Here is a 14,971-nt window from a genome sequence, read left to right on the forward strand (position 1 = left end):
AGAAAAACCGGCGCTCAGCGCGGCGCCGGGGCCGCCAGTTCCCGTAGTGACGCCATGAACAACTCGTCCATCCGTGGGCTGAGCTCCGCCAACGAGGCGGCACCGGCATGGCCGACGGAACCGAAGACGCGGTCCAGCGCATCGGCACTAGCTGAAGAACCGATCGAAAGGCACAGGCATGCAACGCCGTCGGCGCGGAGTTCCTCGAGGGCCTTATGCGCGTCGGCCTCCGCATAGCGGCCTTCGTAACCGTCGTCGTAGGGGTGTCCGTCGGACAAGACGAGCAACAGCTTGTTGGGGGTGCCCGCCTCTTCCTTGAGGATCTCGGCCGCGCCGCGGATCGCCGCGCCGAGGCGGGTGTAGCTCGACGGTTGCAGCTGGTTGAGACGAGCGCGTCCGACCGCCCCGAAGCGCTGATCGAACTTCTTGATCGCCGGAAGGTGGACAGCATGGCGGCCCCGGGACCGGAACGCGTAGACCGCGACCCGATCGCCGAGGTCCTCGAGCGTGGCCGCCAGTGTGGCGGCCGCTCGCCGCTGGTGCTCGTGTACGGCCAGGCCGTCCGGGTCGGCGTCGGTCACCGAGCCGGACGCGTCGAGCAGGATCAGCACCCCGAGGTTCCTGGCGACCTTGCGGTGTTCGGTGAAGATGTGCTCGGGCGGGGAGAATCCGGAACGCAGGTCGACGGACAGATCGACGAGGGCTTCGATGTCGAGTTCGTCGCCGTCGGGCCGGCGCCGCAACACCCTGGGGCCCAACCCGATCCGGGAAAGCCGGCGGCGCAGGACGTCGTCGCGGGCGACGGCGGCAGCGTTGACGTCGGCGGGCGTGGTCAGCGGGTAGTCGATCACCCGGCACCAGTCCGGCCGGTACCGGCGGCGGAAGACGTCCCACTCGGGATGCAGCGCTCCGCCCACCCCGACGGCGGCACCTGGGCGTTCGTCGTCGGTGAAGTGGATCCGGTGGGGCAGCGGCCTGGCGTGCGGGCCGCCCGCGCGGACCCGCCGCACGGCTTCGGCCTGCGGATCCCCGCCTGCACTGTTGCCGGACGACCCCGATGTGCCGAGCAGTTTGCGCAGGAAGTCCCCGACCGTTTTCGAGTTGAACAGCGGGTTGTCGAACATCTTGAGGATCTTGCTTTCCTCCGACGGCCCCTCGTCATCGTCATCGTCTCCGTCCTCCACCGGCATGGCGGCAGGATCGGGTGTGAATCTCAGGTCGGCGTCGGAGGCGCGGGTGCCCGGTTCGGGGACCGTGCTCAGCAGTGCCGACGGTTTGAGGATGCCGAAAAAGTCGGGCGCATCGCTGACTCGTGTTCGGCTACGCGCGATTTCGAGGGACTGGGCGGCCGATGTGGAGCCATGCGGATCCTCGGGGTGCAGCGTCGCGGCCAGCGGCAGCCGCTGGGCCAGGTCGACGAGCACCCGGCGTCCCTCGACCGCCAGGTAGCGACGCGCGAGGGCCGGACGCGCACGCAACGGCCGGACCAGCGGCTCCTGCAGGCTACCCGCTCCGATGAGCGCGCTGTGCAACACCACTTCCCGCCGAATCTGCTCGTCCGAACCGCTGCCGGTGACGAAGATGGCCGTGCCGTTGGTGTGGGCGGGTTGGCCCTCCGGCGCAGCCGCGATGTCGATCGACCGACCGGCGACGAACGTCGCCAGAAACCGGAACCGATCGAGTTCGGCTGCGCCCGAGGCACTCACGGGCTCGGTAGCAGCGCATCGACGAGTTCGCCGAGCGCGCGCACGACGTCTCTGTCGTCGGACAGCGCCTCCACGATCGCGGCCTGCACGGCGCGCCGCAGACCGAGCCCCTCGGCAGCCAGGCCGCCGGCCAGGATGAGCATCCGCGTCGAGGACGCCTCGCGTAGCGGTGAGCCGTCGATGCCGCGGATCGCATTGCCGATCGCCACCAGGGTCCGTGCCATCTCGGCGTCGATTCCGGCCTCGTGCGCGACGATCTCGGTTTCCACCTCGGGCGGAGGGAAGTCGAGTTCGATCGCGATGAACCGTTGGCGCGTCGACTCCTTGATGTTCTTCAGCACGCTCTGGTAGCCGGGGTTGTACGAGATCACCAGTTGAAACCCGGGCGCCGCGGACAGGGTGGTACCGAGCCGGTCGACCGGCAGTTCGCGGCGGTGGTCGGCCAGTGGGTGGATCACGACGGTGGTGTCCTGGCGTGCCTCGACGATCTCGTCGAGGTAGCAGATCGCCCCTGTCCGAACTGCTCTGGTCAACGGTCCGTCGACCCAGACCGTCTCGCCGCCCTTGAGCAGGAACCGGCCCACCAGATCGGCCGACGTCATGTCCTCGTGGCCGGCGACGGTGATCAACTCGCGGCCCAGATCGTGCGCCATCGCCTCGACGAACCGGGTCTTACCGCATCCGGTGGGACCCTTGAGCAGCACCGGCGAACCTCGCCGCGCCGCGGCACGAAACACCTCGACCTCATCGCCGATGGGCCGGTAAAACGGTGCTCGCGACCGGCTTTCGAGTGTCGCCGCGTGGTTGTTCGCCGACACGTCATTCGCTCCGTTCGTGCGGTATGACGGCGGGCATCTCCACGCCCTCCGGCAGCACGAATTCGCCGTCGGTGTTGATGTAACCCGAGTGTCTGGTCGGAATCGGCAGCGACGGGTCGGGGCACGGCCGGTCGGTACCTTCGCCGCACAAACCCGAGGTGAAGTACGAACGCTTCTGCACATCCTCGGGCCACGGATCGGCATGGGTCGCCATGAACTGCGCGGGGATGATGTAGAAGACGAAGAACGATGCGCTGATTGCGGCGAAGATCGCGAGGAAACGCACGAACTGCTGTTTGGCGAATCCGCCCCGGACGTTGTCCAGGCCGCGCTCGACGACCGTGCGGCCGCGGTCGTCGGTGAAGAACCGCAGACAGCACAGCGCGGCTTGCACGCCGCCCCACATCAGGCCCTCGTAGATCGGCCACTGGTAGTAGGTGCCCGCGTTGATCGACAGCGCCTGGATGGCACCGGGGAACGTGTACATCCCGAGCGGCATCAGGACCAGGCCCTCCATGACGAAGTCGAACACGAAACCCCACGCGAAGGCGACGCCGATCAGACCCTTGGTGCCGAGATTCGGCCACCGCTGCTGGGCCTTTCGCATGACCCAGCAGCCCAGGATCGTGCACAGCAGCACGCCGTATGCGTATCCGGAAACGTTGATGCCCAACGGTTCTGCCACCTGGGCGCCAGGCCTCTCGGGTGAGAGCCATCCCGGGACGTGCGGAGCCCACGACCCCATGTTGAACGCCCACGCGTTGTAGGTGCACCACGTGTTGATGTAGTTCAGCAGCGGGTCCTGGAAGAAGAACAGGCCCGTGGACACCATGATCATGCCGTCCAACGTGATGCGACGTTCGCGACGCCAGGGCCGGACGATGAACCACCAGATCGCGACCGGGAAGAGCACCGGTGAACCGATCTGCCACATCATCAGCGCGACCTTCATGAAGGTCGGCGGCTCGGTCGGACCGGGATCGACCGGCGTGAAGTACGGGCCGGTGATCCACCGGATCCAGACGTAGATCTGGAAGACCAGGATCACGCCGCCCAAGGTCGCCCAGATCTTGACCCGGTTCGACGGCCGAGGCGACGCCTCTTCGAGTCGTCCCACTGTGCTGAGCGACTCAGTGGATGGCTTGTTCGACAGTTCGCTCACGACGCCTCCTCGATCGCGCCTCGTCATCGCGATCTCGAGAAAATATACCGGTCGGTATCTGGAGAACTCAATGGGATCTCAGATTCTTATGGCAGACTTCCGGCATGGCGGAGCGGTGGACCCGGGAGCGGCGGCTCGAGCACACCCGGTCCCTGCTGCTGGACGCGGCCGAGAACGTGTTCGCCGAAAAGGGTTTCACGGCAGCCACTGTCGACGACATCGCCTACGAGGCCGGTTACACGAAGGGCGCGATATACAAGCACTTCGCCACCAAAGAAGAGCTGTTTTTGGCCGTCAGCGACCGCTACTGGCGGCGCTACTTCGACAACTTCGCCGAGGTGATGTCGTCGTCGAAACAGGTGGGCGCCCGCGAGCGCGACGACATCGCGCAACGGTGGCGCCAGCTGAGCCAGGACCGCGGTGCCGAGCATGCTGCCCTCGGCCACGAGTTCACGCTGTACCTGCTGCGCAATCCGGATGCGCGAGAACGGGTGGTCGGCAAGCGCGCGGAGGTGGTCGAGGCGTTGGCTAAATTCATCGTCGACGGCATCGATCGGCTCGGCGCAACCCTGGTGATCCCGCCGTTGACGTTCGCCCAGGTGCTGATCGCCACCAGCGACGCCGTCGTGCTCGGCAGTGAACTCGACGACGTCGATCTGTACCGGCCGATCATCGACATGTACGTCTCGGCGATCAAATTCCCATGACGTGAGCCACTGGAACGGACCGAAACCTAGGCCGTGGCAATCGATATGGATTTGGTGTCGGTGTACCCGTCGATGCCTTCGCGTCCGAGTTCGCGGCCGTAGCCGCTGTCCTTGACGCCGCCGAACGGTGCGAACGGATCCATCGTGTAGCCCTGGTTGACGCCGAATGTCCCGGTGCGGATGCGCTCGGCGACGGCGACTCCGCGCTCGGTGTCAGTCGTCCACACCGATCCAGCCAAGCCATAGTCGGAATCGTTGGCGATCGCCACCGCTTCGTCCTCGTCGGCATAGGCGATGACGGTCAGGACGGGCCCGAAGATCTCCTCGCGCGCGATGGTCATGTCGTTGTCGGCGTCGGCGAACAACGTCGGCTTCACATACCAGCCACGGTCGAGCCCGTCGGGCATGTCGGCGCCCCCGACGACGAGGCGGGCGCCCTCGGACTGGCCCTTCTCGATATAGTCGCGCACTCGCTGCTGCTGACGTTGTGCGACGAGCGGTCCGACCTGTGTGGCCGGATCTGTCGGATCCCCGACGACGAGCGACGTCATCTCGGCGGCCAGGGCATCGGTGAACTCAGCCGAACGTGCCGCAGGCACCAGAATCCTGGTGAGCGCGTTGCAGATCTGACCGCTGTTGGACAGGCTTGCCGAGCGGACGCCGGCGGCGACGGCGGCGGGATCGGCGTCGGCGAGGACGATGGCGGCCGACTTGCCGCCGAGTTCGAGGCTGACGCGGCGCAGATCGACGGCGCACGCGGCGGCCACCGCCTTGCCCGCCGCGGTCGACCCGGTGAACGAGACCTTGTCGACCCCGCGATGTTTCACGAGGTACTCGCCCGCGGAGCGGTCACCCGGCAGCACGCTGACCACGCCGTCGGGGAGCCCGGCCTCGGCGATCATGTCGGCGAGCAGCAGTGCGTCCAGCGGTGACTCGGCCGCAGGCTTGAGCACGACCGTGCAGCCGGCGAGCAGCGCGGGAATCAGCTTGGTGACGATCAGGAACTGCGGCATGTTCCACGGCACGATGGCGGCGACGACACCCACCGGCTCGCGGCGGATACGGATATCGGTTCCATACATTCCCGGGCGGGATTCCTCCCACGGGTACGTATCGGCCAGATCGCAGAACGCCGACATCATCATCGTGGGCAGTCCGACCTGCGCGCGCTGGGCGAAGCTGATGGGCGCCCCGATCTCGGCGGTGATGGTCTCGGCCATCTCGCCGCGCCGTTCGCCGTACCGCTCGGCCAGCCGGCGCACGGCGGCGATGCGTTCGGCGGGGGCCAGACGCGGCCACGGACCGGAGTCGAACGCGGAGCGCGCGGCGGCGACGGCCCTGTCGATGTCCGCGGGTCCGGCGGCGGCGACGCGCGCGACGGGTTCCTCGGTGTGAGGAGAAATGACCTCGATGTGGTCCCCGGCGCTCGCTGGCGACCATTGGCCGCCGATGAACAACTCGTCCGATCGCATTGTCTGCTCACCTTTCCGCGCCGATGTCTGCACCACGGTTGTGGTCCGAATGGAGGTCCGACCGCGGTGCGTAATCGGTGTCGCTGCCCGGCCCCGGCCGGTCTATATCAACTACTTGCGATTGTGACATGGAGCATATACCGTCGGCGCTGCAGCTCCCGGCACGGTCCAGGCCGGGCGGACAGGAGTAAGGCAATGGCTCGCTTTCCCAAACCGCCAGAAGGAAGTTGGACGGAGCACTACCCCGAACTGGGAACCGATCCGGTCTCCTACGAGGACTCCATCAGTCCGGAGTTCTACGAGAAGGAACGCCACGCGATCTTCAAGCGCGCGTGGCTGAATGTCGGCCGGACCGAACAGGTTCCGCGCAAAGGCAGCTACTTCACCAAGGAGTTGAAGGTCGCAGGCACGTCGATCATCGTGGTGCGGACCACCTCCGGTGAGGTCAAGGCGTATCACAACATCTGTCGGCACCGCGGCAACAAACTGGTGTGGAACGACATGCCGCTCGAAGAGACCAGCGGGGTATGCAGGCAGTTCACCTGCAAGTACCACGCCTGGCGCTACGACCTCGACGGCAACCTCACCTTCGTGCAGCAGGAGGAGGAGTTCTTCAACCTCGACAAGAGCCGCTACGGGCTGGTGCCGGTGCACTGCGAGGTCTGGGAAGGGTTCATCTTCGTCAACTTCGCCAAGGAACCCGAACAGTCGCTGCGTGAGTTCCTCGGTCCGATGATCACCAACCTGGAGGGCTACCCGTTCGACAAGATGACGTCGCGGTTCCACTACCGGTCAGAGGTCAAGGCGAACTGGAAGCTCTACATGGACGCGTTCCAGGAGTTCTACCACGCGCCGGTACTGCACGCGAACCAGTCGCCGACCGCCTACTCGAAGGCCGCCGCCGAGGCCGGCTTCGAGGCGCCGCACTACCGCATCGAGGGTCCGCACCGACTGGTCAGCACCTCGGGTGTGCGCGCCTGGGAGATGGCCGACGAGATGCGCAAGCCGATCGAGGACATCTGCCAAAGTGGATTGTTCGGGCCATGGGACAAGCCGGATCTGGGGGAGATGCCCGCCGGCCTGAACCCGGCGAAATGCGATCCGTGGGGCCTTGATTCGTTCCAGTTGTTCCCGAACTTCGTGATCTTGTTCTGGGGGCAGGGCTGGTACCTGACCTACCACTATTGGCCGACGTCGTACAACACGCACCTGTTCGAGGGCACCGTGTATTTCCCGCAGCCGCGCACTCCCCGAGAACGCATCGCGCAGGAACTGGCCGCGGTGTCGTTCAAGGAATACGGGCTGCAGGACGCCAACACGCTGGAGGCCACCCAGTCGATGATCGAGTCGCGGGTGCTCGACGACTTCCTGCTCTGCGATCAGGAGGTGCTGATCCGCCACCTGCACAAGGAGACCGCGGCGTGGGTAGAGAACTACGAACGCAAGACGGCGGGTGTGTGAGATGACGACCACGACGGCCAAGTTGCCACCGGAATTCGCCGACTTGGAACAGTTTTCGGACTGGTGCCTGGGGTCTGAGGCCGAACGCTATGCCAAGCGGCTGTCCTCGACGATGACCGAGATGCAGGCCTTCTACGATGCGATCACCGCGCGCGCCGAGGAGGCCATCGCCTACTGCGACAAGTTCTCCCTGGACGAGCTGCCCGAGGACGTGCTCAACCTGATGCATCTGCTGTACTCGATGATTCAGGTGTCCTTCCCGGTCGAGTGCTGGAAGCAGCCGAAGGTGCCCGATTCGGGTGCCACAACGCTCGACTGCGTTTCCGAACCGGTTCCGTGACCGATCGAATCGTCCTGCGCGCTGCGCGCTGGGCCGACGTCGTGGCCGGTGAGGTGCGCTCGCCGGCCGTGGTGGTCGTCGAAGGCAACCGCATAGTCGCGGTCAATCCAGCGGAACCGCAAGACGATTCGGTGACCGAGATCGACCTCGGAGATGTCACGCTGTTGCCGGGCCTGATGGACATGGAGCTCAACCTCCTCATCGGAGGGCCCGGCGGGCCGGAGGGCTTGCCCAGCCCCATGCACGGTGTGCAGGACGATCCCGTCTATCGCACGCTGCGCGGGGCGGTCAACGCCCGCAGGACGCTGGAGGCCGGCTTCACCACCGTGCGCAACCTCGGCCTCATGGTCAAGACGGGCGGCTACCTGCTCGACGTCGCGTTGCAGCGGGCGATAGACCAGGGTTGGCACGTCGGCCCACGGATCTACCCCGCCGGGCACGCGGTCACTCCGTACGGCGGCCATCTCGATCCGACGGTGTTCCAGCGGCTGGCTCCGGGCATCATGCCGTTGTCGGTGGCCGAGGGCATCGCCAACGGCGTCGACGACGTGCGCGCGTGCGTGCGCTACCAGGTCCGCCACGGCGCCAAGCTGATCAAGGTATCGGCCTCCGGTGGGGTGATGTCGCACAGCACCGCTCCCGGCGCGCAGCAGTACTCCGACGCGGAACTCGCCGCCATCGCCGACGAGGCGCACCGTGCGGGCGTCCGCGTCGCCGCACATGCGATCGGGGACAGCGCGATCCGTGCGTGCATCAAGGCAGGCATCGATTGCATCGAGCACGGATTCCTCGCCAGCGATGAGACGATCCAACAGATGGCCGACACCGGCACCTTCCTCGTCTCGACCACCTACTTGACCCAGGCGATGGCGATCGACCGCATCGCGCCCGAGCTTCGGAAGAAGGCAGAGGAGGTGTTTCCCCGCGCACAGGCCATGCTGCCCAAGGCCATTGCGGCCGGTGTGCGCATCGCCTGCGGTACCGACGCCCCGGCGATTCCGCACGGCCAGAACGCCAAAGAACTGTGTGCGCTCGTCGAACGGGGCATGACGCCGATTCAGGCGATCCGCGCCGCCACCGTGACCAGTGCCGAGCTGATCGAGGCCGACGACGAGCTGGGCCGCCTGGCGCCCGGCTACCTCGCCGACATCATCGCGGTGCCCGGGGATCTGACCGACATCGCCGCCACCCTCGATGTGTGCTTCGTGATGAAGGACGGTCACGTCTACAAGCACGAAGAGGGGTGACGGTGGTGGCTGGGGAAACAGACGCAGAACTGGGCATGGAACTCGGCGACAACATCCTGTGGCATCTGAAGCAGGCCTGGTACTTCGCGCTGACCGCCGTCAACGACGCGGTCGGCCAGCACGGCGTCAGCACCGCCCAGATCGGTGTGCTGCGGCAACTGGCCAACGAGCCGGGCCTGTCCGGAGCCGAACTCGCGCGCCGATTGCTGATCACCCCGCAGGGGGTGCAACTGGCGGTCAAGTCTCTGGAGCAGCGGGGGCTGGTCGAACGTAAACCCGATCCGCACCACGCGCGAATCCTGAAGGCGTACCTGACCTCTGAGGGACGCAAGGTCGCAGGCGCGGTCGTCAGCGATGCCATCGCCGCCCACGAGGCCGTCTTCGGCGTCCTCACTCAAGAAGAGCAGCAGACGCTGCGTGACCTGCTGGCCCGGGTGGTCGTGAAGGGTACCGGGCACACGATGGCCGACGACCACATCGGCGACTGATCGACTCAGCCGTTGCCGAAGCCGATGTGGCTGCGAATCAACGGAAGATCCGCCATGGTCGCGAATCCCGCGGGCGCGGCGACGATCGCGGGCACCGCGTTGAGCACCTGCATCGCCGTCGCCACGTTCGCCGAGCGCACGTGCTCGGCCATGCTCGCATCGCGGCTGAAGCTGGCGAGGGAGAAGAAGTGGGTGCGCATCGACGGATCACCCTCGATGGTCAGCGTCCAGCCGTGTTGTGGCTTCGGCCAATGCGTGGGGTACTCGTTGCCGACCGTCCACAGCGTCTCGATCTCGACCAGTGTCTCACCGTTGCGTCGGCCCGACCACGTCCACCGTTGGCCCGCCGTCGTTCCCGCGGCCAGGACGCGGTCGAAGATCTGATGGTCGGACGTGGCCGCGACGGCGTCGACCGAGGCGGTCACCTCGTCGATGCCCGCGTTGAGCGCATCGGCGATGAGCCAGACCTGCTCGCTGAAGATCGCGCTGTTGAACGCGAGGAAGTCGGTGCCCGTGGGGCTGATGGTCTCGACGGGTTCTCCGAAGCACATGTTGTCGAACGTGATCGCCGTGCTGTCGTAGACCGACCAGTCGGCGCGCTCCTGCAGAGTCACCCTGTCGATGGTGCGGCTCATCCCCGACAACGCCAACGGCAGCACGCCGGACAGGTTGCCCGGATTCAGACCGCTTCCGTGCACGGTGCTGTTGCCGGTCTTGCACGCGTCGAGCAACCGATCGCGGTCCGCAGGCCGGATGCGACGCGGGTGGAACAAGAATGCGGTCGTGGCCACGTTCTTGCAGTTGGCCAGGATCGCGCACACCTCGTCGACTTCGGTGTTACGGGGCGTGTACAGCACGCAATCGGCGTCGAGGGCGAGTATCCGATCCACGTCCGTGGTGGCGGCGACGCCGATCGGGTCGCGGCCGGCCAGGGTCCCGACATCGACACCGTCCTTATCCGCGGAATACACACGCGCCCCGACCAGATCGAACGCCGACCGGTTGTCGAGCACCGCGGTGATCATCTCGACGCCCACGGCGCCGGTGCCCCATGCGATGACGCGATGCCGTTGCATTCGGTCACGCTACGTCATCGGCACACGGGGCCGCATCAAGTGCTTGAGATCAATCGCAAGTACTTGATACTGTGGTGACGATGTCCGATGACGAGTTCGCCCGACTGCGCATCAAACGCGTGGTGCACGAAACCAGCGACGCCGTGTCGCTGGTTCTCGATGTTCCGGCGGACTGCTCTGATCGCTTCGTCTACAAGGCGGGTCAGTTCCTGACGCTGCAGGTCAGGGTTGACGGAGACGACCACCGCCGGTGTTACTCGATGTCATCGTGCCCGCACAACGGCAACGACCTGCAGATCACCGTCAAGCGCGACCCGGGTGGGCTGGTCTCGAACTGGCTCAACGACACCGCGCAGGTGGGTGTCGAGATTCACGCTTCGCCACCCGACGGTCGATTCCTGCTCGGCGACACCGAGCGCGACATCGTCGCGTTCGCCGGCGGCAGCGGTATCACCCCGATCTTCTCGCTGATCGGCTCGGCGTTGGTGAGCACCCGCAGGCGGGTCAGGCTGTTCTACGCCAACAGAAGCCGCGATTCGGTGATCTTCGGCGAGCCGCTCACAGCGCTGGCCGCCGCCAACGCCGAGCGCCTGTCGGTGACCAACCACTTCGACGACGAAGCCGGCGTCGTGCAGGCCGCGGCGGTCGAGGCATTCGCATCGGCGAGCGGTGACGTCGACTACTACATCTGCGGTCCGGGGCCGTTCATGGACACGGTGGAGAACACGCTGTTGAGCATGGGCGTGCCGCGCGAGCGGCTTCACCTCGAACGGTTCACGGTGGCACCGGTTTCCGACGAGGTCGCCGCCACCTCGGAGCAAACCGAGGAGGTGGTCATCGAACTCGATCGCAAGTCCACCATCGCGCCCTACCGGTCGGGTAACACGCTGCTGCAGACCGCGCGCATGGCGGGGTTGCGTGCGCCCTCGTCATGTGAGACGGGTTCATGCGGAACGTGTATGGCGCGCATCGTGTCCGGAAGCGCTCGCATGCTCAACAACGATGCGCTCGATGACGACGAAGTGGCCGAAGGTTGGGTGCTGACATGCCAGTCGCTGCCGACGAGCCGAACGGTCCACATGATCTATGAGTAGAAGACGAGGTCGGCTGATGGGACGGACGCGATGACTCGGGTCGCGGTGGTGACTGGCGGTGCTTCGGGCATGGGGGAGGCGACGTGCCACGAGCTCGGCCGTCGTGGGCACAAGGTGGCCGTACTCGACGTCAACGGCGAAGCGGCCCAACGGGTCGCCGAGAAGCTGCGGGCGGACGGCGTGACGGCTCTGGGAGTGGCCGCCGACGTGAGCAATCGTCCGGCGGTCGAGGAGGCGTTCGCGAAAGTGCGGAGCGAGCTGGGGCCGGTGCACATCCTGGTCACCAGCGCCGGTGCCGTGGACTGGGCGGCTTTCACCGACATCACGCCGGAGGCGTGGCAGCGGCTCATCGACGTCAACCTCACCGGAACATTCCACTGCTGTCAGGTGGCCGTGCCCGACATGCTCGACGCGGGCTGGGGTCGCATCGTGATGATCTCGTCGTCCAGTGCGCAGCGCGGCTCTCCCCGGATGGCGCACTATGCCGCGTCCAAGGGTGCATTGCTCTCGCTGACCAAATCGCTTGCGCGCGAGTACGGACCGGCCGGGATCACGGTCAACAACATCCCGCCGTCGGCCATCGAGACACCGATGCAGCATGCCGGTCAGCAGTCCGGACACCTGCCGTCGAACGAGCAGATGGCCGCGACGGTCCCGCTCGGCCACCTCGGCACCGGCGAGGACATCGCCGCGGCCGTGGGCTTCCTGTGCTCTGAGGAGGCCGGTTTCATCACCGGTCAGATTCTCGGCGTCAACGGCGGGTCGGTGCTGTGATGGCCGCCCCGTTTTCCGCATACCGAACACGACACGGAGGTTTCCATGGCTAAGTGGCCAAAGCCCGCCGAGGGTAGCTGGACTGAGCATTATCCGCAGCTGGGGACCGGACCGATCTCGTTCCGTGACTCGATCTCGCCGGAGTTCTACGAGCTCGAACGCGAAGCGGTCTTCAAACGCGCCTGGCTCAACGTCGCGCGTGTCGAGGAGCTGCCGCGCGTCGGAAGCTACCTGACCAAGGAGATCGACGCCGCCAAGACGTCGGTGATCGTGGTGCGGGGTAAGGATCAGCAGATCCGCGCGTTCTACAACATCTGCCGTCACCGCGGAAACAAATTGGTGTGGAACGACTTTCCTCACGAAGAGGTCAAGGGCACCTGCCGACAGTTCACCTGCAAGTATCACGGGTGGCGCTACGACCTCAAGGGCGATCTGACCTTCGTGCAGCAGGAGGGCGAGTTCTTCGGTTTGGACCACCAGCGGCACGGGTTGAAGCCGGTGCAGTGCGATGTCTGGAATGGGTTCATCTTCATCAACTTCGATCCCGAGCCGCGGTGGACGCTGCGCGAGTTCCTCGGCCCGATGATCACCGCGCTCGACGACTATCCGTTCGAATTGATGACCGAGCGTTACGAATTCGAGGCGCGCAACAACAGCAACTGGAAGATCTTCGCCGACGCGTTCCAGGAGTACTACCACGTGCCCTCGCTGCACTCGCAGCAGGTGCCCAGCGCGGTGCGCCAGCCGAACGCGACGTTCGAATGCGGTCATTTCCAGATCGACGGACCACACCGCCTGGTGTCGACGGCGGGCACCCGGCGCTGGCTGCTCGACCCGGAATACATGTACCCGGTCGAACGGGTCACGCGCTCTGGGCTCGTGGGGCCGTGGCGCACCCCCGAGACGCATCAGTCGGCCGGCCTGAACCCCGGTGGCATCGAACCCTGGGGCATCACCAACTTCCAGATTTTCCCGAACCTGGAGATCCTCATCTATCACGGCTGGTATCTGCTGTATCGGTACTGGCCGACGTCGCACAACACCCATAAGTTCGAGGCCTACAACGCATTCCATCCCGCCCGCACCGTGCGCGAGCGCATCGAACACGAGGTCGCTTCGGTGGTGCTCAAGGAGTTCGCGCTGCAGGACGCGGGAATGCTCGGCGGCACGCAGGCGGCGCTGGAGTACGGCCTGGGGGAGCCGATCGTCGACGACTATCCGCTCAGCGACCAGGAGATCCTGGTGCGCCACCTGCACCACGAGGCCGTCAAGTGGGTCGAGGAGTACAAGGCCGAGCGCTCGCCGGTGGGGGTGTGACCATGACGCGTCTGCCCAGTGCGTTCGCGGAGTTCGAGTCGTTCGCCGAGACGTGGTGCCTGCCAACCGAAGCCGAGAGGTGGGCCACCCGGATGGCCACCCCGATGCCGCAGATCCGGGAGTTCTACGACGCGTTCACGCCGCGCTTCGAGGAAGCGATCGACTACTGCGACAAGTTCCCGCTCGACGACCTGCCCGAAGACGTGCTGAACCTGCTGCATCTCATCTACTCGATGATCATGGTGTCGATGGCCGTCGAGGTGTTCGGTACCCAGAAACCCGCCGACTCCGCCGACGCGGTGATGAACCGCGTCAGCGCGCCGGTGCCATGACGAAGGAGACACCATGAGCCTGCTCACCATCACCAAGCTGACCGCATCGGTCGGCGCGGAGGTGACCGACGTCGATTCCGACGCGCTGGCCCACGACGACGCGCTGGGCGCAGCGATTCTGGATGCGTTGGAGGACAACGGCGTACTGGTGTTTCCCGGGCTCGGGCTGACGCCGGAGGCGCAGGTGGCGTTCTGCCGGCGGCTCGGCGAGATCGACCACTCGTCGGACGGCCACCATCCGGTCGCCGGCATCTACCCCGTGACGCTCGACAAGTCGAAGAACGCTTCGGCGGACTATCTGCGGGCCACGTTCGACTGGCACATCGACGGATGCACGCCCACCAACGACGAGTGCCCGCAGAAGGCCACCGTGCTCTCGGCCAAGCAGGTCGCCGAGACCGGCGGCGAGACCGAGTTCGCGAACTCATATGCGGCCTACGAGGCGTTCACCGACGAAGAAAAGGAGCGTTTCGGGGCGTTGCGGGTGGTGCATTCGCTGGAGGCCTCCCAACGCCGGGTCACGCCGGACCCGTCGCCCGAGCTGGTCGCCAAATGGCGGTCGCGACCCACCCATGAGCACCCGTTGGTGTGGACTCACCGCAGCGGCCGCAAGTCGCTGGTGCTGGGTGCGTCGGCGGATTACGTCGTCGGTATGGACGTCGACGAGGGTCGGGCGCTTCTCGCCGAACTCCTCGACCGCGCCACCCAGCCGCAGCTGGTGTACAGCCACCGCTGGACCGTCGGCGACACGGTGATCTGGGACAACAACGGAGTTCTGCACCGCGCCGCGCCTTATGACCCGAACTCACCCCGCGAGATGCTGCGCACGACGGTGCTGGGTGACGAGCCGATCCAGTGAATCGCGTCGGCGCATAGGCGCTGAGCACCGGACTCGCGCGCCCGCGCGTTGACGCAGGGCGTGCCGCTATGGAAATCTGATACCCAGATATGAGAATCACGTTCTCGTACGTTGAGAT

At 66.0% G+C, this 14,971-nt stretch carries 15 protein-coding genes; 10 read left to right on the top strand and 5 right to left on the bottom strand.

The window, feature by feature from the left end; translation table 11 throughout:
* Nucleotides 1-14 precede the first annotated feature (14 nt).
* The 3 genes from CEX87_RS05140 to CEX87_RS05150 are packed head-to-tail and all read right to left on the bottom strand — an operon-like array spanning nucleotide 15 to nucleotide 3,686.
* Nucleotides 15-1,706, bottom strand: coding sequence for a nitric oxide reductase activation protein NorD (locus tag CEX87_RS05140; protein ID WP_064397108.1), 1,692 nt, complete (start codon nucleotides 1,704-1,706; stop codon nucleotides 15-17).
* On the bottom strand, nucleotides 1,703-2,524 hold the full coding sequence (locus tag CEX87_RS05145; protein ID WP_064397107.1) for a CbbQ/NirQ/NorQ/GpvN family protein: 822 nt from the start codon (nucleotides 2,522-2,524) through the stop codon (nucleotides 1,703-1,705). The genes CEX87_RS05140 and CEX87_RS05145 overlap by 4 nt, the downstream gene beginning before the upstream one ends.
* A gap of 1 nt (nucleotide 2,525) precedes the next feature.
* On the bottom strand, nucleotides 2,526-3,686 hold the full coding sequence (locus tag CEX87_RS05150) for a spirocyclase AveC family protein (protein ID WP_064397105.1): 1,161 nt from the start codon (nucleotides 3,684-3,686) through the stop codon (nucleotides 2,526-2,528).
* Nucleotides 3,687-3,790: 104 nt separating this feature from the next.
* Here CEX87_RS05150 and CEX87_RS05155 point away from each other — a divergent pair, with 104 nt between their 5' ends.
* A complete protein-coding gene (locus CEX87_RS05155) occupies nucleotides 3,791-4,393 on the top strand; it encodes a TetR/AcrR family transcriptional regulator (RefSeq protein ID WP_064417414.1) in 603 nt (200 codons plus the stop codon).
* A gap of 26 nt (nucleotides 4,394-4,419) precedes the next feature.
* Here the strand turns inward: CEX87_RS05155 and CEX87_RS05160 are convergent, their stop codons facing one another.
* On the bottom strand, nucleotides 4,420-5,865 hold the full coding sequence (locus CEX87_RS05160) for an aldehyde dehydrogenase (protein WP_064426261.1): 1,446 nt from the start codon (nucleotides 5,863-5,865) through the stop codon (nucleotides 4,420-4,422).
* A 195-nt stretch (nucleotides 5,866-6,060) separates the two neighbouring features.
* Here CEX87_RS05160 and CEX87_RS05165 point away from each other — a divergent pair, with 195 nt between their 5' ends.
* The 4 genes from CEX87_RS05165 to CEX87_RS05180 are packed head-to-tail and all read left to right on the top strand — an operon-like array spanning nucleotide 6,061 to nucleotide 9,401.
* Nucleotides 6,061-7,326, top strand: a complete 1,266-nt coding sequence (locus CEX87_RS05165) for an aromatic ring-hydroxylating oxygenase subunit alpha (protein ID WP_064417416.1) — start codon at nucleotides 6,061-6,063, stop codon at nucleotides 7,324-7,326.
* A 1-nt stretch (nucleotide 7,327) separates the two neighbouring features.
* On the top strand, nucleotides 7,328-7,666 hold the full coding sequence (locus CEX87_RS05170; RefSeq protein ID WP_064397097.1) for a hypothetical protein: 339 nt from the start codon (nucleotides 7,328-7,330) through the stop codon (nucleotides 7,664-7,666).
* Nucleotides 7,663-8,913 carry a metal-dependent hydrolase family protein gene (locus CEX87_RS05175; RefSeq protein WP_064426260.1) on the top strand — a complete coding sequence of 417 codons (1,251 nt, stop codon included), beginning with the start codon at nucleotides 7,663-7,665 and terminating at the stop codon, nucleotides 8,911-8,913. The genes CEX87_RS05170 and CEX87_RS05175 overlap by 4 nt, the downstream gene beginning before the upstream one ends.
* A gap of 35 nt (nucleotides 8,914-8,948) precedes the next feature.
* Entirely contained in the window at nucleotides 8,949-9,401 is a 453-nt protein-coding gene (locus tag CEX87_RS05180) for a MarR family winged helix-turn-helix transcriptional regulator (protein WP_064417418.1), read from the top strand.
* A 5-nt stretch (nucleotides 9,402-9,406) separates the two neighbouring features.
* Here the strand turns inward: CEX87_RS05180 and CEX87_RS05185 are convergent, their stop codons facing one another.
* Complete coding sequence (locus CEX87_RS05185) at nucleotides 9,407-10,477, bottom strand: NAD(P)H-dependent amine dehydrogenase family protein (protein WP_064426259.1); 1,071 nt, start codon at nucleotides 10,475-10,477, stop codon at nucleotides 9,407-9,409.
* 80 nt (nucleotides 10,478-10,557) lie between these two features.
* Here CEX87_RS05185 and CEX87_RS05190 point away from each other — a divergent pair, with 80 nt between their 5' ends.
* Genes CEX87_RS05190 through CEX87_RS05210 form a run of 5 tightly spaced genes read left to right on the top strand, consistent with a single transcriptional unit; the run spans nucleotide 10,558 to nucleotide 14,853 of the window.
* Nucleotides 10,558-11,571 (top strand): ferredoxin--NADP reductase, encoded by a 1,014-nt coding sequence (locus tag CEX87_RS05190; protein ID WP_064417464.1) that lies wholly within the window; start codon nucleotides 10,558-10,560, stop codon nucleotides 11,569-11,571.
* Between the two features lie 30 nt (nucleotides 11,572-11,601).
* Nucleotides 11,602-12,345, top strand: a complete 744-nt coding sequence (locus CEX87_RS05195; RefSeq protein ID WP_064397089.1) for an SDR family NAD(P)-dependent oxidoreductase — start codon at nucleotides 11,602-11,604, stop codon at nucleotides 12,343-12,345.
* A 45-nt stretch (nucleotides 12,346-12,390) separates the two neighbouring features.
* Complete coding sequence (locus CEX87_RS05200; RefSeq protein ID WP_064417420.1) at nucleotides 12,391-13,662, top strand: aromatic ring-hydroxylating oxygenase subunit alpha; 1,272 nt, start codon at nucleotides 12,391-12,393, stop codon at nucleotides 13,660-13,662.
* Between the two features lie 2 nt (nucleotides 13,663-13,664).
* A complete protein-coding gene (locus tag CEX87_RS05205; RefSeq protein ID WP_064426257.1) occupies nucleotides 13,665-13,994 on the top strand; it encodes a hypothetical protein in 330 nt (109 codons plus the stop codon).
* Nucleotides 13,995-14,007: 13 nt separating this feature from the next.
* Nucleotides 14,008-14,853, top strand: a complete 846-nt coding sequence (locus CEX87_RS05210; protein WP_067386585.1) for a TauD/TfdA dioxygenase family protein — start codon at nucleotides 14,008-14,010, stop codon at nucleotides 14,851-14,853.
* Nucleotides 14,854-14,971 lie beyond the last annotated feature (118 nt).

It is taken from the genome of Mycobacterium lehmannii (assembly GCF_002245535.1).
Lineage (GTDB): Bacteria > Actinomycetota > Actinomycetes > Mycobacteriales > Mycobacteriaceae > Mycobacterium > Mycobacterium lehmannii.